This is a genomic window from Actinoplanes sp. HUAS TT8, from assembly GCF_051380535.1.
In the GTDB taxonomy this organism is placed as follows: Bacteria; Actinomycetota; Actinomycetes; order Mycobacteriales; family Micromonosporaceae; genus Actinoplanes.
In genome coordinates this window covers 1,509,331-1,532,246 of sequence record NZ_CP195646.1, presented here as the reverse complement: position 1 = coordinate 1,532,246, position 22,916 = coordinate 1,509,331, and the positions used below count along the sequence as shown (strand labels likewise).

The 22,916-nt window shown below is 71.6% G+C and carries 16 protein-coding genes; 7 read left to right on the top strand and 9 right to left on the bottom strand.

Annotated features, from left to right (window positions below; translation table 11 throughout):
* The first annotated feature begins 1 nt into the window (after window position 1).
* Window positions 2-1,231 (top strand): DUF1501 domain-containing protein, encoded by a 1,230-nt coding sequence (locus ACSHV8_RS06760; protein WP_436530457.1) that lies wholly within the window; start codon window positions 2-4, stop codon window positions 1,229-1,231.
* A 48-nt stretch (window positions 1,232-1,279) separates the two neighbouring features.
* Here ACSHV8_RS06760 and mmsB read toward each other — a convergent pair whose 3' ends face one another.
* The 5 genes from mmsB to ACSHV8_RS06735 form a co-directional block, all read right to left on the bottom strand.
* Window positions 1,280-2,527: a multiple monosaccharide ABC transporter permease gene (gene mmsB / locus ACSHV8_RS06755; protein ID WP_436530455.1), complete on the bottom strand. Its 1,248-nt coding sequence runs from the start codon at window positions 2,525-2,527 to the stop codon at window positions 1,280-1,282.
* A complete protein-coding gene (gene mmsA / locus ACSHV8_RS06750) occupies window positions 2,524-4,059 on the bottom strand; it encodes a multiple monosaccharide ABC transporter ATP-binding protein (protein WP_436530453.1) in 1,536 nt (511 codons plus the stop codon). The genes mmsB and mmsA overlap by 4 nt, the downstream gene beginning before the upstream one ends.
* Window positions 4,060-4,128: 69 nt before the next feature.
* Window positions 4,129-5,253 carry a multiple monosaccharide ABC transporter substrate-binding protein gene (gene chvE / locus ACSHV8_RS06745; RefSeq protein WP_436530451.1) on the bottom strand — a complete coding sequence of 375 codons (1,125 nt, stop codon included), beginning with the start codon at window positions 5,251-5,253 and terminating at the stop codon, window positions 4,129-4,131.
* A 26-nt stretch (window positions 5,254-5,279) separates the two neighbouring features.
* Window positions 5,280-6,767: an L-arabinose isomerase gene (gene araA / locus ACSHV8_RS06740; protein ID WP_436530449.1), complete on the bottom strand. Its 1,488-nt coding sequence runs from the start codon at window positions 6,765-6,767 to the stop codon at window positions 5,280-5,282.
* 344 nt (window positions 6,768-7,111) lie between these two features.
* A complete protein-coding gene (locus ACSHV8_RS06735) occupies window positions 7,112-8,095 on the bottom strand; it encodes a LacI family DNA-binding transcriptional regulator (RefSeq protein WP_436536703.1) in 984 nt (327 codons plus the stop codon).
* A 172-nt stretch (window positions 8,096-8,267) separates the two neighbouring features.
* On the opposite strand from ACSHV8_RS06735, the gene ACSHV8_RS06730 reads away from it, so the two are divergent.
* Complete coding sequence (locus ACSHV8_RS06730) at window positions 8,268-9,689, top strand: DUF2252 domain-containing protein (protein WP_436530447.1); 1,422 nt, start codon at window positions 8,268-8,270, stop codon at window positions 9,687-9,689.
* A 52-nt stretch (window positions 9,690-9,741) separates the two neighbouring features.
* Window positions 9,742-10,146: a TIGR03618 family F420-dependent PPOX class oxidoreductase gene (locus ACSHV8_RS06725; protein ID WP_436530445.1), complete on the top strand. Its 405-nt coding sequence runs from the start codon at window positions 9,742-9,744 to the stop codon at window positions 10,144-10,146.
* Here the strand turns inward: ACSHV8_RS06725 and mptB are convergent.
* The 3 genes from mptB to ACSHV8_RS06710 all read right to left on the bottom strand — a co-directional run bounded on the left by mptB (window position 10,059) and on the right by ACSHV8_RS06710 (window position 14,035).
* Window positions 10,059-11,585 carry a polyprenol phosphomannose-dependent alpha 1,6 mannosyltransferase MptB gene (gene mptB, locus ACSHV8_RS06720; RefSeq protein WP_436530443.1) on the bottom strand — a complete coding sequence of 509 codons (1,527 nt, stop codon included), beginning with the start codon at window positions 11,583-11,585 and terminating at the stop codon, window positions 10,059-10,061. The two genes, ACSHV8_RS06725 and mptB, sit on opposite strands and share 88 nt — an antisense overlap.
* A gap of 465 nt (window positions 11,586-12,050) precedes the next feature.
* On the bottom strand, window positions 12,051-13,205 hold the full coding sequence (locus tag ACSHV8_RS06715) for a glycosyltransferase family 4 protein (protein WP_436530441.1): 1,155 nt from the start codon (window positions 13,203-13,205) through the stop codon (window positions 12,051-12,053).
* Between the two features lie 104 nt (window positions 13,206-13,309).
* Window positions 13,310-14,035, bottom strand: coding sequence for a tyrosine-protein phosphatase (locus ACSHV8_RS06710; protein ID WP_436530440.1), 726 nt, complete (start codon window positions 14,033-14,035; stop codon window positions 13,310-13,312).
* Window positions 14,036-14,161: 126 nt separating this feature from the next.
* On the opposite strand from ACSHV8_RS06710, the gene ACSHV8_RS06705 reads away from it, so the two are divergent.
* The 4 genes from ACSHV8_RS06705 (at window position 14,162) to ACSHV8_RS06690 (ending at window position 21,890) form a co-directional block, all read left to right on the top strand.
* The gene (locus ACSHV8_RS06705) at window positions 14,162-14,677 is read left to right on the top strand and encodes a hypothetical protein (RefSeq protein WP_436530438.1); all 516 of its coding nucleotides are present in this window, start codon (window positions 14,162-14,164) and stop codon (window positions 14,675-14,677) included.
* A gap of 204 nt (window positions 14,678-14,881) precedes the next feature.
* Entirely contained in the window at window positions 14,882-15,172 is a 291-nt protein-coding gene (locus ACSHV8_RS06700) for a DUF6292 family protein (RefSeq protein ID WP_436530436.1), read from the top strand.
* A 114-nt stretch (window positions 15,173-15,286) separates the two neighbouring features.
* On the top strand, window positions 15,287-15,724 hold the full coding sequence (locus ACSHV8_RS06695) for a hypothetical protein (protein ID WP_436530434.1): 438 nt from the start codon (window positions 15,287-15,289) through the stop codon (window positions 15,722-15,724).
* A 1,057-nt stretch (window positions 15,725-16,781) separates the two neighbouring features.
* Entirely contained in the window at window positions 16,782-21,890 is a 5,109-nt protein-coding gene (locus tag ACSHV8_RS06690) for a hypothetical protein (protein WP_436530432.1), read from the top strand.
* Here the strand turns inward: ACSHV8_RS06690 and ACSHV8_RS06685 are convergent.
* A complete protein-coding gene (locus ACSHV8_RS06685; protein ID WP_436530430.1) occupies window positions 21,874-22,890 on the bottom strand; it encodes a diguanylate cyclase domain-containing protein in 1,017 nt (338 codons plus the stop codon). The two genes, ACSHV8_RS06690 and ACSHV8_RS06685, sit on opposite strands and share 17 nt — an antisense overlap.
* Window positions 22,891-22,916 lie beyond the last annotated feature (26 nt).

Sequence of the window (22,916 nt, the reverse complement as noted above, 5' to 3'; positions counted from 1 at the left end):
CATGGAAGAAACCGAAACCTGCCGCGGCCCCTCCCGCCGGACGCTGCTGGGCGGCGCGCTCGCCGGGCTGGGCGGGTCGATGCTGAGTACCCGGATGGCGTTCGCGGCCGAGAGGAAGGCCTACTCCGGGGACACGCTCGTCGTGGTCTCGTTGCACGGCGGCTTCGACGGGCTGTCGGCGATCGCCCCGGTCGGCGATCCGGCGTATTACTCGTCGCGCCCGGCCATCGCCGTACCCAAGGAAAGAATTCTGGCCGGGGACGGGACTTTCGGGCTGCATCCGGCGCTCGCACCGCTTCTTCCGTTCTGGCGGTCCGGGAAGCTGGCCGCCGTGCACGCCGTCGGGCAGCCGAATCCGACGCGGTCGCACTTCGCGGCCATGGAGACCCTGGAGAACGCCGCGCCCGGCACGTCGGTCCGCACCGGCTGGCTGGATCGGATGCTCGGCCTGACCGGGGCGAGCGCGCCGCTGGCCGGGGTGGCGCTGGGGCACGCGATGCCGGCGCGGATCCTGGCCGGCCCGGCCGACGACGTGTCGATGGCCGGGATCGACGGGTTCACCCTGGCCGGCGACGGGAGGCGGCCGATCGCGGCGGCGCTGCGGGCGATGTACGCGGACGCGCCGGCGGCGCTGGCCGCTCCGGCGCGGTCCGCCGATCGGGCACTCTCGGCGGTGGGCACGGTCAAGGAGGCGGCGTACGTGGCCGGGGCCACCTATCCCGAGACCGAGCTGGGTGCCGCCCTGCGGGACGTCGCGCGGCTCATCAAGGCCCGGGCCGGTCTGGTCACGGCCGCGGTGGACTGCGGCGACTGGGACCTGCACGAGGGGCTCGGCGCCGCCGTCGAGGGCCAGCGGATGTACGACAACCTGGCCGAGCTGGCGTCCGCGCTGGCCGCGTTCGCGACCGATCTGGGCGACGCGATGCGCAACGTGACCGTGCTGACGATCAGTGAGTTCGGCCGCCGGGTCCAGGAGAACGGGTCGCACGGCACCGACCACGGGCACGGCAACGCGATGCTGCTGCTCGGCGGCGGGATCCGCGGCGGCCGGGTCTACGCGAACTGGCCCGGCCTCTCTCCCGGTGCCCTGGTGGCCGGGGATCTGGCCGCGACCAGCGACTACCGCTCGGTGATCGGCGAGTTGCTGCAGAAGCGCTGCGGTTTCGGGGATCTGAGCGGCGTCTTCCCGGGCGTCAGGCCGACCCGGTTCGGCCTGGCCACGGCCCGGTGAACAAGAAAACGGGGCCGCCACTCGACGTGGCGGCCCCGTGATCCGACCTTACTTCGCGCCCGCGGTGCGGCGCTTGCTCCACACGTCGAAGGCGACCGCGGCCAGGAGCACGGCGCCCTTGGCCAGCATGACCTTCTCGGTCTCCCAGCCGAGCAGGCCGGCGCCGTTGTTGATGACACCCATGATGAGGCCACCGGTGATCGCGCCGACGACCTTGCCGACACCGCCCTGGACCGCGGCGCCACCGATGAAGGCGGCCGCGATGGCGTCCAGCTCGAAGCTGTTACCGGCGGTCGGGCCGGCCAGGTTCAGCCGGCCGGCGAAGATGACGCCGGCGACGGCCGACAGCACGCCCATGTTGACGAACAGCCAGAACACGACCGACTTGACCTTGACGCCGGAGAGCGTCGCGGCCTGCAGGTTGCCACCGACCGCGTAGATCTGGCGGCCGAAGACCGCCCGGTTGGTGACGAAGGTGTAACCCACGACCAGGACGGCGAGCAGGACGAGCACCCACGGCAGGTTGCGGAACCGGGCGAGCTGCACGACCAGGAAGATGACCAGCGCGGCCGGGGCGGCGACCTTGAGGACGAACAGCCACATCGGGTCGACGGCCTGGTTGTAGCGCACGCGGCCGGCCCGGGCCCGCCACTGCGTGAAGACCATGGCGACCACGACGACGACACCGACGATGATGCTGAACAGGTCCGCGCCGCCGAGGGCGCCGAGTCCGATGTTGCCCATGAAACCGGGGGTGAAGCCGTTGGCCAGGGTGCGGATCTCGTCCGGGAACGGGCCGATGCCCTTGTTACCGAGGATCATGTAGGTGATCGCCCGGAACAGCAGCATGCCGGCCAGCGTGACGATGAACGCGGGGATGCCGAAGTAGGCAACCCAGTAACCCTGCCAGGCGCCGATGACCGCGCCGAAGATCAGCGTGATGATCACCGCGAGGGGCCAGGCCAGGTGCCAGTCGACCATCATGACGGCCGCGAACGCGCCGGTCGCGGCGACGACCGAGCCGACCGACAGGTCGATGTGGCCGGCGATGATGATCAGCACCATGCCGATCGCGAGCACCAGGATGTACGAGTACTGCACGATGATGTTGCTGAGGTTCTGCGGCGCGAGCAGGTCGCCACCGGTCGCCACGGTGAAACCCACCACGAGCAGGGCCAGCGCGATGTAGATGCCACTCGACTTGATGTCGAAGTTGACCTTGCGCGTCACCTTGTTCTGGGCACCGGCCGGTCCCTTGTCGAGTGACAGATCGGCATTCGTGGGTGCGACGGTCACGGCGCCACCTCCTGTTCTTCCTTCGTCATGAGAGTCATCAGGCTCTCCTGAGTGGCTTCGGCGCGTGGCACCTCACCGGTGATCCGGCCGGCCGAGAGGGTGTAGATACGGTCGCAGATCCCGAGCAGTTCCGGGAGTTCCGAGGAGATGACCAGGACGGCCTTCCCCTCGTCGGCGAGCCGGTTGATGATCGTGTAGATCTCGTACTTCGCGCCGACGTCGATACCCCGCGTCGGCTCGTCGAGGATCAGCACGTCCGGATCCGTGAAGATCCACTTGGACAGTACGACCTTCTGCTGGTTGCCGCCGGAGAGCTTGCCGACAACCGCCCCGACGTCCGGCGCCTTGATGTTCATGCTGGCGCGGAACTCGTTGGCGACCTTGAACTCCTCGTTGCCGTCCACCCAGCCGCCCTTGGCCAGCTTGGGCAGCGCGGCCGCGGAGATGTTGCGCTTGATGTCCTCGATGAGGTTCAGGCCGTACCGCTTGCGGTCCTCGGTGGCGTAGGCGATGCCGTGGTCGATCGCCTCGCGCACGGACCGCACCTGGATCTCCTTGCCGTCCTTGATCAGGCGGCCGGAGATGTTGACCCCGTACGAGCGGCCGAAGACGCTCATCGCGAGCTCGGTGCGGCCGGCACCCATCAGCCCGGCCAGCCCGACGATCTCGCCGCGGCGCAGCGTCAGGTTCGCCTTGCGGACCAACGCCCGGTCGGGCTGGGTGGGGCTGTAGACCGTCCAGTCCTCGATCCGGAGCGCCTCCTCGCCGATGGTCGGCTCGTGCTCCGGGTACCGGTGCTCGAGGTCCCGGCCCACCATGCCGGAGATGATCTTGTCCTCGGTGAGGTTCTCGATCTCGTTGGTCCAGATGGTCTTGCCGTCACGCAGAATGGTGACGCGATCGGAGATTCCCATCACCTCGTTCAGCTTGTGCGAGATGATGACGCAGGTGATGCCCTCGTCACGCAGGCCTCGGAGCAGGTTGAGCAGGTGCGCCGAGTCGTCGTCGTTGAGCGCGGCCGTCGGCTCGTCGAGGATGAGCAGCTTCACATCCTTGGAGAGCGCCTTGGCGATCTCCACCAGCTGCTGCTTGCCGACGCCGAGCTCGACCACCGGCGTGACAGCCTTCTCCTGCAGACCGACCCGGCGCAGCAGCTCGTCGGCCGCCGCGTTCGTCTCGTTCCAGTTGATCCAGCCGCGCTTGCTGCGCTCGTTGCCGAGAAAGATGTTCTCCGCGATCGAGAGGTTCGAGGCGAGCGCCAACTCCTGGTGGATGATGACGATGCCCCGGTGCTCGCTGTCGCGGATACCGGAGAAGTTGCAGGGCTGACCCTCGAACTCGATGTCGCCCTCGTAGGTGCCGTGCGGGTAGACGCCCGACAGCACCTTCATCAGGGTCGACTTTCCGGCCCCGTTCTCCCCGCAGATGGCGTGGATCTCGCCTCTGCTCACCTCGATGTCGACGTCCTGCAGCGCCTTGACGCCCGGGAACGTCTTGGTTATGCCGCTCATCCGCAGGATCGTGTCGGTCATGAAGACCCTCCTATGGGCCGATGAAGTCCGCGCCCCGCCCGCGGAGGCGGGCGGGGCGCGGAGCTCAGATCACTTCAGCTGGTCAGCGGTGTAGTAACCACCGTCGACGATGACCTTCTGGTAGTTGTCCTTGTCGACGATGACCGACTGCAGCAGCTGGGCCGGGACGACCTTCTTGCCGTTGTCGTAGTCGGTGGTGTTGTTCGTCTGCGGGGTCTGGCCCTTCAGGATGGCATCGGCCATCTCGCCGGTGACCTTGGCCAGCTGACGGGTGTCCTTGTAGATGGTGCTGTACTGCTCACCCTTGATGATCGACTTGACCGAGGCGAGCTCGGCGTCCTGGCCGGTGACGACCGGGTACTTGCCGTCGGTGCCGTAACCGGCCGACTTCAGCGCGGAGAGGATACCGATCGAGATGCCGTCGTACGGGGAGAGCACGCCCTGGACCTTGACCGCGCCCTTGTAGTTGGCGGTCAGGATGTTCTCCATGCGCTTCTGAGCCGTCTCCGGGTCCCAGCGCAGCGTGGCGACCGTCTTGAAGTCGGTCTGCTTGGACTGCACGACCAGGGTGCCGTCCTTGATGTACGGGTCCAGGATGCTCTTGGCCCCGTTGAAGAAGAACGTCGCGTTGTTGTCGTCCGGCGAGCCGGCGAACAGCTCGATGTTGAACGGGCCCTTGGCGTCACCCTTGCTGCCGTCGGCCTTGAGCACACCCAGACCGGTCAGCAGCGAGGTGGCCTGCTGCACACCGACCTTGAAGTTGTCGAACGTGGTGTAGTAGTCCACGTTCGCGTTGTCACGGATCAGGCGGTCGTACGCGATGACCGGGATGTTCGCGGCCTTCGCGTTGTCCAGCTGGGTGGAGAGCGCGGTGCCGTCGATCGACGCGATGATCAGGAGCTTGGCACCCTTGGTGATCTGGGAGTCCAGCTGCTGGGTCTGCGTCGGGATGTCGTTCTCCGCGTACTGCAGGTCGACCTTGTAGCCCAGGCCCTCGAGCTGCGACTTGAGGTTGTCGCCGTCGTGGATCCAGCGCTCCGACGACTTGGTCGGCATCGTGATGCCGATCAGCGCGCCGGCGGTGTCACCGCTGGTCGCCGCCTTGTCCGTGGTCTTCTCCGAAGAGCCACAGGCGGCCATGGTCGTGACCAGCGTGGCGGCGCTCAGGGCCGCCATGAGCCGGGTGTATTTCACGGTGGTTCTCCTCTTTGAGAGCGGTGTTACAGGGGGCGGGCCAGGCGGTAGTACGCCTGGTTCCACCGCACTCGATCGGCGAAGTCGTCGGTCGTGGTGCGGTCATCGATGAGCAGGAGCTCGGTCTGGGCCATCGTCGCGAAGTCCCGGAGGACCTCGGCGCCGACGGCCTGGGTGAGGACGGTGTGGTGCGGTCCTCCAGCGGTGAGCCAGCACTCGGCCGATGTCGACAGCGACGGCGCAGGCTTCCACACCGCACGGGCCACTGGCAAGTTGGGCAGCGGCGCGTCCGGCGGGACCACGTCGATCACGTTCGCCACCAGGCGGAACCGGTCACCGAGGTCGGCGAGACCGACGACCACGCCGGGTCCGGGCGCGGCGTCGAAAACCAGACGCACGGGGTCTTCCCGCCCGCCGATGCCGAGCGGGTGGATCTCGACCCGGGGCCGCGAGGACGCGATGGTCGGGCAGACCTCGAGCATATGTGCCCCGAGGATCTTCGGCTCGCCCGGACCGAAGTGGTACGTGTAGTCCTCCATGAACGAGGTGCCGCGGTCGTCGCCCGCGCCCATCGCCTTCACGGTGGCCAGCAGGGCCGAGGTCTTCCAGTCGCCCTCGCCGCCGAAGCCGTAGCCGTCGGCCATCAGGCGCTGCACGGCCAGGCCGGGCAGCTGCCGCAGGCCGCCGAGGTCCTCGAAGTTCGTGGTGAAGGCGCCGAAGCCGCCCTCGGTGAGGAACTGGCGCAGACCGGCCTCGATCCGCGCGCCGTAGCGCAGCGAGTCGTGCCGCTCGCCGCCCACGGCCAGCTCGGGGGCCAGCTCGTAGAGCTCCGCGTACTCCCCGACCAGGTCGTCGATCGCCTTCTCGTCGACCGCGTCGACGACGGCGACCAGGTCGTTCACCCCGTACGTGTTGACCGAGACGCCGAACCGCAGCTCGGCCTCGACCTTGTCGCCCTCGGTCACGGCCACGTCGCGCATGTTGTCGCCGAAGCGCGCCAGCCGCAGGGTGCGCAGGCGCTGCAGGCCGGCCGCGGCCTTGGCCCAGCCGTTGATCCGGGTCACCACCGTCGGGTCGGACACGTGGCCGGCGACCGTCTTGCGGGGCACGCCCAGCCGCGCCTGGATGAACCCGAACTCCCGGTCGCCGTGGGCGGCCTGGTTGAGGTTCATGAAGTCCATGTCGATGGACTCCCAGGGCAGCGACGTGTTGTGCTGGGTGTGCAGGTGCAGCAGCGGCTTGCGCAGCGCGTCCAGGCCGGAGATCCACATCTTGGCCGGCGAGAACGTGTGCATCCAGGCGATCACGCCGATGACGTTCGGGTCGGCGTTCGCGTCGAGCATCACCTGCTTGATCGCGCCCGAGTCGGTCAGCACCGGGCGGGTGAGCAGCTCGGCGCCGAGGCCGGCGGCCAGGGTGCGCTGGATCTCAGCGGACTGGTCGGCCACCTGCTGGAGCGTCTCCGGCCCGTACAGGTGCTGGCTGCCGGTCAGAAACCAGATCTGCGGTTTCATGGTGTTTCCTTAGGGTGTCTCGATGGTGGTGCTTTTTTCAGCGGTCCCGGTCAGGCGTCACTGGTAGTAATCGTGCAGCACCAAGCGACCGGCGAAGAGCCGGTCGTAGATCTTGACCGCTTAAGGATGCTTCGGAGGAACCGCTCAGGCTCTCGCGTTCCTCGCCGATGGCGGGAATCACGTGCGGCTCGACGGACATCCGGGTTACCTCCACAGGGGGAGCCAGGTGGTGGCAGGCGCCACACCCAGCGGGGAGAAACCCAGTGTTATCGCTAACAATTGCGCTGTCAACGGCTCTTGGCAACAACAAAGTAACGGCCGCTTAACCGAGCCCTGGCAGGGTCTCAGGCGGGTGGTGCCACGCTCTCACGCACCACCAAGTGTGCCGGAACGATCACGGTGTCCGCCGCCCCGGGCTCCGCCTTCATCTGGCCCAGCAGAAGCGTGAGAGCGGCCCGGGCCACGTCGCCGAAGGACTGACGCACCGTGGTCAGCGGCGGGATGAAGTACGACGCCTCGGGCACGTCGTCGAAACCGACGATGCTCACGTCGTGCGGCACCCGCCGGCCGCGCTCGTGCAGTGCCCGCAGCACGCCCAGGGCCAGGTGGTCGTTGGCCGTGAAGATGGCGGTCACCTCCGGCATCCGGGCCAGCATCTGACCGGCGCGATAGCCCTCGGCGGCCGACCAGTCGGCGCTCAGCAGCGGCGGCACCTCGCGGCCGGCCTCCTGCAGCGTCTGTCGCCAGCCCTGGATGCGCCCGGCCGAGTCGAACCACTCGGTCGGCCCGGAGACGTGCCAGACCGTCTCGTGCCCGGCCTCCAGCAGGTGCCGGACCGCTGCCCGCGCGCCGGCCACCTGGTCGACCGTGACCAGGGAGCGCCCGGCCGCCGGGTCACCGTCGATGAAGACCACCGGCACCTCGGCCGGGATCTCGGCCAGGGCCTCGGTGGCCGAGGCGACCTGGGCGATCACCACCAGGCCGGCCACCCGCTGGTCCAGATGACGCTCGACCACCGCGGAGATCGAGTCACGGTCGAGCTCGCGGACGCTGCCGACGCTGACCGCGAAGCCGGCGTCGGCCGCGGCCTGCTCGAACTCGGTCAGCATGGAGGCCGGGCCGTAGAGCATGCTGTTGCGGGCAACCACCCCGATCAGCTGGGACCGGCCGGTGACCAGGGCGCGGGCCGCCCGGTTGGGCCGGTAGCCGAGCTCGGCGATGGCGGCCCGGACACGGAGCCGGGTCTGCTCCTTGACGTTCGGATGGTCGTTGAGGACGCGGGAGACGGTCTGGTGGGAAACACCGGCCAGTCGTGCCACGTCCGTCATCGCCGGGGAACGGGATCCCTTGGTCTCCACTTGCGCACCTCGCCAGGTCCGGATCTGATGGAGCGTAGCGGCAGGCCGCGCGTCTCCCGTAATGGGAAATGTTATCGATAACAATGCCCGCGCCGCGAGCCCCGCGGCGGGGGTTGCCTCAAGCCCCGTACTCTCGGCAGCGATGGACGCGACACCCACGGTCAGCAGCCACGTCATGCTCGGCTCAGCGGGCGACGAGGGCTTCACCTCCCTGCGCCGGCCCGCACGGCCGCGGGGCGAACGATACGAGATAGGCCGCTCGTTGCGCGAGCGGTCCCCCCGTTCGGACATGGCGCACTGGCGTCCGGGTCCGGAACGTCCGGATCCGGTGGACCAGGTGATCGCGTCCCACGAGGGCCGGCTCCCCTGGCTCGTCCCGGTCCGCATCGGCCGGATGATCACCAGTCCGTACGCGTTCCTGCGCGGCACCGCCGGTCTGATGGCCGACGACTTCGCCCGCCTCCCGCACACCGGCATCACCCCGGTGATCTGCGGCGACGCCCACCTGGGGAATTTCGGCTTCTACGCCTCCCCCGAGCGGGAGCTGGTCTTCGACCTCAACGACTTCGACGAGGCGCACCCCGGACCGTGGGAGTGGGACCTGCGCCGCCTGGTGGTCAGCGTCTACGTGGCCGGCCGGGTCAACGGCTTCCGGGAGAACGCGTGCGCCGGCGCGGTCCAGCACTGCGTCGAGGAGTACCGGGAGCAGATCGCCCAGCTGGCCGCCCGGCCGCTGCTGGCCCGCTCGTTCGACCAGCTCAACGTCGACGCGATGCGCAGCGCGGCCAGCAAGGCGAGCTTCCGGGACGAGATCGAGCGGGCGGCGCGGCGGGCGCGGCGGCGCACCAGTGACCGGGCGCTTCCCCGGTTCACCGAGCGGCGCGACGGCACCCGGCGACTGGTCGAGGAGCCGCCGGTGATCACCCGGCCCTCGGCCGACGACCGGGAGCTGCTGGAGGAGGCCCTGGACGGGTACCTGAACACGCTCAAGCCGCACTGGGCCCGCATCCTCGGTGGGTACCGGATCGTCGACGTCGCCCACAAGGTCGTCGGCGTCGGCTCGGTCGGCCTGCGGGCGTACGTGGCGCTGTGCGAGGGCTCCGACCCCGAGGACGTGGTGTTCCTGCAGCTCAAGCAGGCCCGCCGCTCGGTCATCGCCAAGCATCAGCACGGCGACCTGGCCTGGCACCGGCACCAGGGCCAGCGGGTGGTGGAGTACCAGCAGGCGCTGCAGACGGTCAGCGACCCGCTGCTGGGCTGGACGACCATCGGCGAGCATCAGTACTACGTGCGGCAGTTCCGCGACATGAAGGGCGCGATCCTCGTCGAGGACATCAACGCCGGCGCGCTGGCCGACTACGCCGGCATCTGCGGTTACCTGCTGGCCAAGTCCCACGCGCGGACCAGCGGCGCCTCGATGATCGCGGGTTACTGCGGCGGCAGCGACAAGCTGGACGACTCCCTGGCCCGATTCGCCCGCCTCTACGCCGACCAGGTCGAGAAGGACCACGCGGCGCTGGTGGCCGCGGTCCGCGACGGCCGCCTGGCCGCCGAATCGGCCTGAGAAATTCTCGTATGGATCCCGTAACCGGGCGTGTCACGACTGGAGAGACCGAGTGAGCGGCATCGTCCCCCTGGAATCCGCGGCGCTGCGCGAGTTCTGGACCGAACGTCACCTGTGCACCCTGACCACGCTGCGGGCCGACGGCTCGCCGCACGTGGTCGCGGTCGGCGCCACCCTCGACCCGGCGGCCGGGCTGGCCCGGGTCATCGCGTCCAGCGAGTCGGCCAAGGTCCGGCACGTCCTCGCCGGGCAGCAGCGGGTGGCGATCTGCCAGGTCGAGGGCCGGCGCTGGAGCACCGTGGAGGGCCTGGCGATCGTCCGGGACGATCCGGACGCGGTGGCCGAGGCGGAACGTCGTTACGCCGAGCGTTACCGCACGCCCCGGCCCAACCCGACCCGCGTGGTCATCGAGGTCAAGGTGACCCGGGTACTCGGCTCGGCCTCGATCATCGCCTGAAGCTCGCGCTCCGAGCGCCGCCGCCGCAGGTACCGCACACCCAGGTAGATCAGGTAGATGGTGACCAGCGGGGCGCCCGGGAACTTGAGCGAGCGGACCAGGCCGGAGCCGTCCGGCAGCACCGAGAACGACGCCACGATGGTGATCACCATGACCACCTTGGTCCGGAAACTCGTCGCCGCCAGCAGCGTCAACGGCCACAGCGTGTACCAGGGCAGGAACACCGGGGCCAGGGCGACCGTGGCGACGACGGCGGCCGCCGCCCCGAACAGCGCCGCCCTGGTCGGGTCGACCCGCTCCCGCAGTGCCCGCACCCAGATGACGACCAGCGCGACCGCCAGCACGCCGTAGGCGACCGCGCGGACCGCCGGGACCGCGTCGAAGTCCGGGTCGAACAGCTGCCCGACGTACGTGAAGGTCATCCCGACCGCGGTCGGCATCGAGCTGAACTGGACCAGCTCGCCGCTGTCCTGCAGCCCGGCGATCCACCCGAAGTCCAGCCCGCCGGCCACGGTGATCCCGGCCAGCGTCGCGGCGGCCGCGCCGAACACGCCGGCCGTCCCGATCACCAGGCCACGGAAGTCGACCGTGCGGTTCTTCCCGTACGCCGCGGCGACGATCAGCACCGCGAACGGCAACGCGATCAGCGACGTCGCCTTCACCGCGACCGACGCGCCGAGCAGCGCGCCGCCGCCCAGGATCGCGGCCCAGTGCCGCGGGAACCGGGTGATCACGGCCAGCCCGGCGACCAGCAGGCCGAGCATCGCGGCGTCGTTGTGCGGGCCACCGATCAGGTGCGCCCCGATCAGCGGGCCGGCCAGCGCCAGCCACAACGCCCGCGCCGGCGGCACCCCGCACCGGCGGGCCAGCACCGGCAGACCGGCCGCCATGCCCAGCACCCCGGCCAGCGCGACCAGCCGGAACAGCACCAGCGGCAGGACCAGCGAGCCGAGGTGCGGGGGCAGCGCGTCGACGACCGACGGGGCCAGCGGCAGCGCGTGCCCGACGGCGATGATCGCGGCGGCCAGCAGGATGAACAACGGGCCGTAGGGCGCCACCGTGTCCCGCCAGATCGGCGGCACCGCGCCGACCCAGGTGCAGGGCAGCGTCTCCGCGGTCGACGTGTACGGGCTCAGGCCGTTCGTGTACAGCTCGCCCTGGCAGCTGTAGGAGTAGAAGTCCCGGCTGCCGACCGGCGGCAGGAACAGGAACGGGGCCGTCCACAGCGCGATCGTGCCGAGCGCCCACCGGGGGCTGAACTCGCGATCCCGGCCGGTCCACCACGCGTACCCCATCAGCGCCGTACCCACCAGCCAGAGCGAGGTGACCGCGATGTTGTGGTTGCCCTTGGCAGGCAGCGCCCCACCGAGAAGGCCCGCGACGAGGAGCAGGACGGAACCGCCGAAACCGACCCAGCGCAGGGCCCGGGAACTCAACACCGCCAGATGGTCCCGGCAGCGGGTGAGCAGAAGGCCGAGTCGGGGGAAACGGGAGGCGTCCAACAGGCGATGGGGCGATCCGGTTCGGTCAATGTTCATCCTGGCCTCATGCCCCCGTCAGCGTCTCCGGTTCGGATCGAGTGCAACGAATGGAGGTTGCCATGGCACTGCAAGCCGGGCCGGCGGGCATCGCGCTCGCCGCCACCCTCACCGCCGTACCCGGGCATCACCACCAGCGAAACTTTCGATCTCCAGGCCCACCGGGGCGGGATCGGGATGACCACCCTGGAACCGGACGCGCACGTTACCAAGGACCTCCGGGTGGTGGTCAACCTCGACCGGCCGATCGGGTGCGCCTGGCCACCGCCACGCGTGGCGTACCTCTCCCGCGCCGCGCTGCTTCGGTGGCGCGGGAGACGGCCGTACGGGAAAAGGAATTCGGGAATTTTGCTTTTCCCGCCGGTTTCAGGCCGCTTTGGCTCGCGGCCGATTGATTTCCGGTACGGCGGTGAGCGTCCCGCCCAGCACCTCCGCGTAGTGGCCGAGCAACTGGTCACCGACCGCCGCCCAGCTCCGGCCGCCGATCGCGGCCCGGCCGGCGACACCCATCCGGCGCCGCAGCACGGGGTCCTCGGCGAGACGGGCTACCGCGTCGGTGAACCCGGCCGACTCGTGCGGCGGCACCAGGAAGCCGGTCTGCCCGTCGCGCACCAGGTCACGCGGGCCGCCCTTGGCCGGCGCGACCACCGGGACGCCGCTGGCCATCGCCTCCTGCAGCGTCTGGCCGAACGTCTCGAACGGCCCGGTGTGCGCGAAGACGTCCAGGCTGGCGTAGATCCGGGCGAGCTGGCTGCCGTGCCGCGCCCCGAGGAACGTGGCCTGCGGCAGCGCCTTGCGCAGCTGCGCCTCGGCCGGCCCGTTCCCGACGATCACCAGGCGCACGTTGGGCAGCCTGGACACGCCGGCCAGCAGGTCGACCTCCTTCTCCACGGCGAGCCGCCCGACGAACCCGACGAGCACCTCACCGTCGCGGCAGAGCGCGCGCCGGACCCCGGCGCTGCGCCGGCCCGGCTGGAACCGGACGTCGTCGACCCCGCGCCGCCACAGGTGCACCCGCTCGACCCCGTGCATCCGCAGCGCCTCCATCGACTCGGTGGACGGCGCCAGGGTGCGCGAGGCACCGTTGTGCAGGCGCCGGATCCACTGCCAGGACAGCTGCTCGGCCACCCCCAGGTTGCGGACGCGGGCGTAGGCGGCCACGTCCGTCTGGAAGACCGCCACCGTCGGCAGGTCGAGCGAGGTCGCCGCGCTGCGTCCCCAGGCGCCCAGGAAGAACGGGCTGGCCAGGTGCACCACGTCGGCCCGGTGCTCCCGGATCGCCGCGCGCAGCGCGGGAACCGGCAGGCCGAGCCGGATCTGCGGATACCCGGGCATGGGGATCGACGGGATCCGCACGACCGGATACGGCAGCGTGAGGGGCATCGGCCCCGGCGCGGGCACCGGGGCGATGACGATCGGTTCGTGGCCGGTGCGGATGAGGTGCTCCGCGGTCCGTACCACCGAGTGGGCGACGCCGTTGACGTCCGGCATGAATGACTCTGTGACCAGCGCGATGCGCATGCCCCCTAGGGGAAGGTCAGGCCCGGACCGGCGGGCAACGCTCCCATGACGCGCGGTTTAAGTGTGGCTGACATCACTGATGTTCGTCTCTGCGTTGCGTGCGCTTAGCTGAAAGGTTCCTGAACGCTCTCACGGAGGCGGGTCCGCAGCGCGTCGACGTCCCCGGAACCCAGGCCGGCCGCGCGCAGACGCGCCTCGACGTCGTCGTTCAACAGCTCGGTCACGACCTCGGCGATCGTGGTGCCCCGCTCGGCCAGACGGGTCACGACCGGGTCGACATCGCCGAAGTGGCGGCGCAGACGGTCACCGCTCAGGGCGTAATCGGCGGCGATCGCGTCCGCCGGCACCCCGGCCAGAGCGAGCAGGAGCAGGGCGATCAGGCCGGTACGGTCCCGGCCGATGCCACAGTGGATCACCACGCCGCCGGGCTCGGCCCGGGCGACCGCGCGAAGCGCCTCGACGCAGCGAGCCGCCTTGCGATCCAGGAACGGGCGGTAGTAGAGCGGGGTGCCGTCGATGTCGTCGTCGATCACGCCGTACCAGAACGCGCTGTCGGCGTTGTCGTCCAGCGCGACGGTGACCACGGTGAGACCGGGCGGACGGGTGACCACGGCCTCCCGTTCGTCGTCCTCGCGCAGGTCGACGACGGTGCGGATGCCGTGGTCGTGGAGCGCGGCCCAGCCTTGCGAGGTGAGGCGGTCGAGGCTGTCGGCGCGGACGACGGCGCCGCGGCGGGTGCGGCCGCTGCCGCCCGCCTCCTTACTGAGAGGGAGGCCGCCCAGGTCTCGGACGTTGAGGCAGCCGGGCCAGTCGAGGTGCCGATCGTTCATCCACCGGACTCTATTCGCAGCGCGCCCGGACCATTTCTTGCGGATTGCCGGGAAAATGCTGTGAATCGGGGCCGGGCGCCCGGCCGGAGCTTTACTTGCGGAACCGTCGATCGTCATGATCCTCCGGTGACGCCGACGCCCGGAACCCTGCGCCTGCTGGCCACTCTGGGTGCTGTTCCGGAACTCGCCCCACGCGCCGACAACGCGTTTCCACCCACGGTGACCTGGGACGACGGGCCGTCCGGGTGGACCGCAGCCAAGGCCCTCGCGGCCGGCGGGTTCACTGTGGGTGAGCACTTCTGGGGCGGAGCGTTGGCCGACGTGCCCGACCTCGAACCGTGCGTCTTCCAGCGGGTGCTCCGGCCGTGGACCGCGGCGCTGCTCTACCTGCACTCGGCCGAACCGGACACCGCCGAAGGCGACGCGGCCGTCGCCGCCCGCGTGTTCGGCATGGACCTGCCCGGCGAGGGCTACCAGCCCCGCGGGCCCGAAGACGAACTCGCCGTTCACCTGCTGCTCGGTGAGGCCGAGGGCTGCGACTTCGCCGGCGAGGCGCTCTTCGAGACGATGGGCACCGCTGTTCGCCGCACGTTCGGCGACCGCAACGGCCTGTTCGAGGTCGCCCGTCGCGTCGTCATCTGACGCCGTCGGCCCGTGCGGCGATCCGACACACCGCCGGCCGCGCGGACATCCGAGCGCACCGCCGCCGCCCGCTTCGCGCTCCGACATGCGCCACCGGCCACGTGGAGGTGGCATGCGCGCCGCTGGCCGCATGGTGGTGGTTTGCGCGGTGCCGGGGACGTGGTGGTGGTTTGCGCGGTGCCGGGGGCGTGGTCCCCTTGAGCGATGACGACGCACGGGAGTTATCTGCGGGCCGTCGCGGAGGCTCTGGAAGCGGCCGGGGTGGCGGTGGCCGACTGGCGGGCCGACCCCGGTGAGGGCTGGATCCCCTTCGACCGCGCCCGGCCGTCCGTGCTGACCTGGGACTACGACCAGGCCGGACTCGGCTGGTCGGAGACCGGCGGCTGGTATCTGCTGCTGATCAACTCACCGGGGCGGCGAGTGACCCGCCCGCTGGACGTGCCCTCGACCGCGCCGCCGCCCGTAGTCGTGGCCGCGGTCCTCGGAACGCGGTAGGCGGCAGCCCGGGGTCCGGGAATTTCGGTGGGTGGCAGTCGCACAAACCGGTGTTGACGAGGTGCCAATTCGGGCGGAAGGTCGAGGAAAGGACAGCCCGCCACGGAGTGTGCCGTGACCCTCTTGGACGCCAGCCGGATCGCTCTGATCATCGCCACCCCACCGCTGGTCATCGTCGCCGTCCAGCGGGCGCCGGGGTGGTGGCGCGCGCTCGCGAACCGGGTCGAGGAGCATCGGCCGGAGGAACCGCGACCCTACGGGCTACCGATCGAACGGCTCGCGGCCGACCTGCGCCGGCTCCTGCGGTTGCACGGAGAGCTGACCGTTTCGGCCCGTCCCGCGCTCTGCGCACACCGGGTCTGGGCGGTGGAAGCCGCCATCGGCGCGCGGGCGGTCGAAGCGGCGACCGCGCTCGGCGTCCCGCATCCCCGGCCGGACGGGAGCGGGCTGCTCACCCGTACCCAATTGTCGGCCCTTCTGACCGACCTCGCCGCAGCCGGCCTGGTCCTCCCGGCGCGCGCCTGCCCGTTCACCTCGGACGGGCGCATCTGACGACGCACTCACCGGCCCACGTCACGGCACGGAAGCGCCACGCCACGCCGGAACGCCACGCCACGCCGCGCTGGGAGGTCTCGGCGCGCTGAACCGAAACGCCACGCCACGCCCGCGAGGAAGGTTACGGCGCGCTGAACCGAAGCGCCGCGCCACGCTGGGAGGTTGCGGCGCGCGGACGCCTCGCCGCGCGGGAGCGCCTCGCCGGAGCGGCTTGCTCTGGGGCGGCCCAAGTGCGGCGGCGGGATTTCTCCCGCCGCCGCCTCTCGTCCCGGCCTGGTGGGCCCTGATCCGCCAAGCGCCCGGGAAGTCGGGGGGCGGTTCCCCGGGCGGGTCGTCCATGGGCACCGGATAGCGGCCGCCAATAACTGGGGGGGGGCGGCGACCGCTCGGCCGGGGAGCTCGTGGGCCGTTCCCCTGCCGCGGACCTCATCCTCCGCAGCAGGACGGCCGGTCCGTCCCGAACCCGGCCCCGGAGCCCTCACTCACCGGGGCCGTGTCCGCTGTGGACCCGGCCGCACACCAACCGTGCCAGGTCCAACCTCCATGATCCGCAGAACGCAAGGGTGTCCTTCGCCACGTTCCGTCACCTGTTCAGGGTCACCCGCAAGTTTCTAGGTCTCCTGAAAAGGACCTTAAGTAATGCTTAAATCGCGCGGCCCGGCGTAACCGGAAAGCAATCATCCGGGTTGATGGGAACATGTTCCGGCGCGCCCTCTGGACGGCCGCCGAAATCTCGGCATAGTGACTGCTCACAACATTGAACCGGGAGCGACTGGCGGACGTATCCCTGTTCGACCGAGTACACCCGGCGGGCTGCGGCGCCGGGTCGGTCACCGGCCGCGGCGCCTACGCGAGTCCGGTCCGGGGGACCCGCAGGGCGGTGGCGCACCATGCGAATCCGTGATTAACCTTCCACATCCACCACGTGGCGGCGGTTGATCCGGGTGTGCGAGGGGCGGGCACCGGGGGGCGCGGAGGTGGTCCAGGTGAGGACGGTGGCACAGATGCGGCGACGGGGCAGTGGGACGTTCCCCAGCCGTAACGGAGCCGCGTCATGAGCTTCGAGGACGACGAGTACTGGGACGAGGAGTACAACGAATACTCCTTCATGCCGAAGTACGCGGTGGCCCAGGAACGCCATTTCGAGAAACGGGAAACCCCGGATCCGGTCATTCCCACGCGCCGTTCCCCGGAGAGTGACGGACCGAATTCGCGGCGTGCCCGCCGAGGCCCGGCCGCCACCTTCGACGACAAGCGTCCGAGCTGGCTCGACGACCCGAACTTCGTCCCGATCGACACCTCGGTCGAGAACCTGTCCGGGGACTACTTCGACGACATCGACTTCAACCGTCCCGAGCTCGGGATGGACTTCGACAAGCCGGACTTCCCGATCGTGGACCCGGCCGCCCTGCAGAACCCGGAGCGCCAGCGGCGCCGGGCGCAGGGCGACGCGCGCCCCGACCGGTACGCCTCGCGGCGCCGCGAGGAGAGCTACGCCGACGACCGTCGCCGGGAGGTGCCCCGCGAGCGGGACGACCTGCGCGAACGGGACGATCTGCGGGACCGGCGGCCCGGGCGGGACGACCGCTGGGAGGACGACCGGCGTCGCGACGGCGCCGAGCCGCGCCGACGCCCCTCCGAAGGCGGCCCGCAGCGCCGCCCCTCGGAACTCGGACCCGAGCGCCGACCCTCCGAACTCGGAACTGACCGCCGGCCTTCCGAACTCGGACCCGATCGGCGACCCGCTGACATCGGGCCGGACCGGCGCTGGGCCGAGGACGATCGTGGCCGGCCCGGGGAACGGCGGGGCAGCGGTCCCGTCGAGCGGCCGGCCGCCCGGCGCGACTACGTGGACGAGCGCGGTCCGCAGTCCTGGCCGGAAGAGGAGGACTTCGGTCCGATCCGTCCCGTCGGCGGTCGCCGGCCGCGGCGGGAGGACGAGGACCTGCGGCGTGGTCCGGCGCGTCCGGCGGCGGCCGGGCGGGCCCAGGTTCCGGGCGACGAGGAGCGCTTCGACGAGCGTTTCGACGGCCGCGGACGGCCGCAGGACGCACCGGCGGCACGCGGAAACGGACGACTGCGCGACGACGAGCTCGTGCGCGGCGACGGCCGGGTCCGCGACGAGGACCTGGTGCGAGGCAACGGGCGCGTCCGCGACGAGGACCTGGTCCGGGGCAACGGGCGGGTCCGCGACGACTTCGACCGGGACGAGCAGGCCACGGCTCGGGGCCGGGACGAACTCGCCGCGGGCCGGGGACGCGAAGAGCTGGCCGCCGGACGCGGCCAGCTCGGCGCGGGCCGGGGACGGGACGAACTGGCCGCGAGGCGGGTCCGGGACGACGAGCTGGTCAAGGGCCGCGACGAGCGTCAGGCCTGGGACGACGAGCCCGTTGACCTGCACAAACGGCCCGCGAACGCGGACTGGACGGGCGACGACCGCGCCGCCGGGGACTGGGCCGCCGACGAGCGTTCCGAGTCGCGGGACGAGCGTTCCGCCGGTCGGGACGAGCACCCGCTCGTGCTGGACGGCGAGTACTACGAGACGCCGGACGAGGCGACCGACACGCCCGACGGCAAGAAGCCGCGGGTGCTCCGGCGGGCCGACCCGCCCGTACAGCCGAAGGTGGTGAGCCGGACCACGCCGCCGCCCGCGCCTCGCGTCATCAAGAGCGAGCCACCGGTGGCGCCGCGGATCGTCGCCGCTCCGCAGCCGACCGCGCCGGCGCGGGTCATCGGTGCGGGCGCGCCGCAGGTCCCGGCCGCTTCGGCCTCGCCGACTCCGTCGGCCTCGGCCCCTCCGGCCGGTTCGGCGCCGCTGGTGGCCGGCCTTTCCCCCGATTCGGGTACGGTCTCAGCGGCCCGCAACGAGTCCGGCCAGATCCCCCCGGGCATCCCGCCGGTCGGCCCGAACCGCCCCGGCTCCGCCGCCTCCCAGGCCCCTGCCCCTCAAGGACACGGCGTCCCGCAGGTCTCAGGCCCCCAAGGACAGGGCGTCCCGCAGACCCCCGGCCCCCAGGGGCAGGGTGTTCCGCAGGCCCCCGATCCCCAGCAGGCCGGTACCGGCAATCCCTGGTCGGCCGGCGCACCCGGGACGGCTCAGAACGTCCCGCAGCAGCGTGGCGGACGCAGCCCTCGCACCGCGCACGTCTTCCTGGCGGACGGCGACGGCCCGTGGTCGATCATCCCGGACGACGTCCCGCCGATGCCCACCCCGGCCACCGCCCGCCCGGCAGTCCCGCCCCGCGGCCCGGTCCCGGCCGACGCACGCGGCCCGGTTCCGATCGACACTCGTGGCCCGGTTCCGGTCGACGGCCGTGGGCCCGTGCCGGTCGACGGCCGCGGCCCGGTTCCCGTTGACACACGCGGTCCGGTTCCGGTCGACGGGCGTGGGCCCGTGCCGGTTGACCGGCCGACCATCCCGGGTGCCGGTGCCGGTGCCGGTGCCGGTGCCGGTCAGGCGCCTGCGCCCACCGTGGGTCAGCCGGTCATGCCGCCGCCCGGCCTGGTACCGCCGCAGTCGGGTGTGCCGCAGCCGGTCAAGCAGTCGCCGGTCACGCCGCCGCCCGGCCGGGTACCGCCCCAGCCGGCCGCGCCGCCGCCCGGGCTGGTCGCGTCCCAGCCGGTCACGCCGCAGGCCGGTCCGAACGTGCCCGATGGCCGGACGGTTCCGCCGGCCGGTGCCGGTCAGCCGGAAGCCGCCCAGCCCACGGCCGCTCCGCGGTGGTCGCCGGGCCAGCCGATCGCGCCCGCCCCGGCGCCCGGCGAAGCTCCCGGTACCCGGCCTGTCTCGCCCGCCGCCCAGTGGGCGCCGGTACAGCCCGGCGCCGGACACCCGGTCCAGCCCGCTCAGCCCACCCCTGGGCAGCACTCCGGCCCGGTCCAGCCCACTCCCGGGCAGCACTCCGGCCCGGCTCAGCCCGTGCCCGGGCAGCACGACGACCCGGTTCGGCCGGCTCCCGGGCACCGGTCCGGGCCGATCCAGCTCACGCCGGGGCAGCGACCCGGCCAGGTTCAGCCGGCAGCTCAGTCCGCCGGTCCGGTGCCGGGCCCGGCAGCACCTCACCCGGACGCCGCGCGTCCGGTCTCGCCCGCGGCGCAGTGGGCTCCGGTCCAGCCACCGGCGCCCGACGCGGCGCGGCCGGTGTCCGCGCCCGGAGGTCAGTGGGGACCGGGACAGCCGCCGGTGCCCGACGCCGCGCGGCCGGTCTCCGCGCCGGCGGAACAGTGGAACGCCGGCCAGCCGTCAGCGCGACCGGTTTCCTCGCCTGCGGCGCAGTGGGGTCCGCAGGCCCCCGCGTCCGGCCGTCCGGAATCGCTCGCGAACCTGGGCGGACCGGGTCAGGCCGGCAACGGACCTACGGCACCGGGTTCGCCGCCGCCGATGCCGCCCGGACCGTCCTGGGTCGCGGCTCCGCCGGCGGCGCCGGGACGGCACGAGCGGCCGGAGCCGGTCCAGCCTTCGGCGAACGAGCCGTGGGCAGCCGGACCGACTTCGGGGGGTGCTCCCGCCGGGTCTCTGCCGCTCAGCGAGCAGCCGACCCAGCCCATGCAGCGTCCGGCTCAGCCTCACCCCGCGCACGTTCAGGGCGCCCCGGCGCAGGCCGCCCCGGCGGTGCCGGGTGGCGATGCGCCGACCGGCGAGTTGCCGCAGCTGGCGCAGCCGGATGACGGTTGGGGTCCGCGGGCCGGGCATCGGCCGGTCTCCCCCGCGCCGGGACAAAACAAGTCGGAATCGAACCTCGCCGGACAAATCCCCCCAGGGCAGAATCCGGCGGCGCCCACCTCCGGGCAGCCTTCCTCCGGGAGGACCTGGCTTCCGGCACCGCGCCCGGGCAGCAGCGAGCCGACGCATTCGGCGAATGCTCCTGCGGCCGGTGGCGGCCGGTCGCAGGACAGCTACCCGGCCACCGGCGGCCACGGCTTCGGCCCGGCCGGCGACCACCCCGTCAGCGGCGGCGCCCCCGCCCGGCCCATCGCGAACGGCCCGGCCACCCCGACGAGTCCGGCCGCCCCGATCAGCCCGGCAGTCCCGATCAGCCCAGCCGCCCCGATCCGCCCGGCAGTCCCGATCAGCCCAGCCGCCCCGATCAGCCCGGCGGTCCCGAACCTGCCGGTCAACGGCGGCGGCAGCGCCGGACCGACCGGCCGCCCCGCGGGCGCCAACGCCGTCCCCACCCAGCGGCCCCCGGCCGACGAGCCGTCGCTGGGCCCGGACGGCGAGCCCGTCCCGTACATGGACCCGGACGGCACCCTGCACAACCTGAAGCCGATCGGCCGCCTGGCCGTGTCCGGTCCGGATCAGGAGCCGCGGCGCTACAACGACAACGCGTTCGGCAGCGGCTGGTTCGTCGCCAAGAATCCGGCCGAGGAGGAGGGCGACGCCGAGGAGCCGGACACCGCCCGTACGGGAAATGGGGTCGAGGAAAAATCGCCGGAGCCGGAACCGGTCGATCTCGGGAAGCATCTGCCGCTGTCCGCGGCGGATCTGGACGCGATCCGCTGGCGCCTGGACGGCGGCACGCTGCGGGAGGTCGTGGATGACCGGGACGCGCTGCGTGAGCTGGGCGAACGCCTGGACGGGCCGCTGGCCGACGAGGCCGACAACATCGTCAAGGCGGGTCTGCTGAGTGTTCGCGCGGAGGTCTACCGGCTCCTCGGTGAGCTGGGTATGGCCGCGGCGGCGAGCCGGCTGGCGCTGGCGCACGCCGAGTCGGCCAAGGACGAGCAGTCGATGGTGATCGCCCAGGCCGAGCTGGCGCACGTGTTGCGGCTGCGCGGTGACTGGATGGAGGCCGACCGGCTGTTCCAGCGGGCGGTGGACTCGGACGTCTCGGCGGCGGTGCGCAGTGTCGTGCACGAGAACGCCGGTCGCAGCGCGTTCGATCAGGGCCGGCACATGGAGGCGCTGGATCATTTCGCGCGGGCGATCCGGCTCGGCGCCTCGGACGACTCGGATCTGGTGGAGCGGGTCGGGGTGTGTCTCGAGGCGGTCTACATCCACGTGCTGCGCGACGGCTGGGGTCCGTATCCGCGGCGGCCGGAGGAGATCCTGGCGCCGCTGAGTGGTCGCAAGGACGAGGAGCCGGTCGAGGAGAAGCGGGACGGTCCGGACGCGTTCGACGAGCCGACCGCCGAGCAGAAGGTGGTCAGGAAGCGGAACTGACCACCGACGTACGTCCTCGGCCGTTCTCTTTGGCCTGGTAGAGCGCCGCGTCCGCGACCCGTTGCAGTTCTTCGGCGGCGTGCGCGTGATGCGGCGCGACGCCGATGCCGATGCTGAGGGCGGGCGGCCCGCCGGGCAGTCCTCCGGTGGCGCCGAGCCGGGCTCGCGCGCTCTCGGCGTACGCGAAAGCCTGTTCCGGACCGCAGCGGAGAAGGACCGCGAATTCGTCGCCGCCCAGCCTGGCCACCAGATGTTGGGTGTCTTTCCCGGCGGCGCGCAGCGCGTCGGCGACGGCCCGCAGGGCCAGGTCGCCGGTGGCGTGCCCCCAGGTGTCGTTGATCGCCTTGAAGTGGTCGACGTCGATGAGCACCAGGGCGGCCGGGTCGCCGTCGTCCACGGCCTGGTGCACGGCGTGCTGCAAGGCCTCGTCGAAGGCCCGCCGGTTGGCCGCACCGGTCAGCGAGTCGGAGCTCGCCTGCACTTCGAGGACGGCGCGGAGCCGGTCGTTGCGCTCGTTGAGGTTGATCACGACCCAGGCGGTCATCGCCATGGCGACGGTCATCGCGATCCAGTCGGTCGGCGCCTGGCTCATCGGCGCGTAGTTGAACACGACGGCGGCATGACCGGCGGAGATGCTCGCGGCGGTGAGGTATCCCATGGTGCGGCTCAGGAAGGTCGCGGCGTAGAGCAGCGGCCACAGGTAGAACAGCTGGGCGGCGGTGGTGGCGTCCTGGGTGGCGAAGTTCAGGCCGGTCACCACCGCGATGGCCAGCAGCGGCACGACCAGCCAGAACTGTTCGGGCAGGGCGTCCGGGCGGCGCCAGCAGACGACGCCGATGACGAACAGCGACACCGAGGTGACGACGAGCGCGACCAGTTCGGCCGGTGGGGCGCCGAGCTGCATCAGGACGCCGGTGATCACGTTGTAGGGCGCCCCGGCCAGCATCAGATAGGCGACGGCACGGGTGGCACCGTGCTTGTCGCGCAACTGGAACGGCACAGCGATCTCCTCCGGGTCCGCATCTT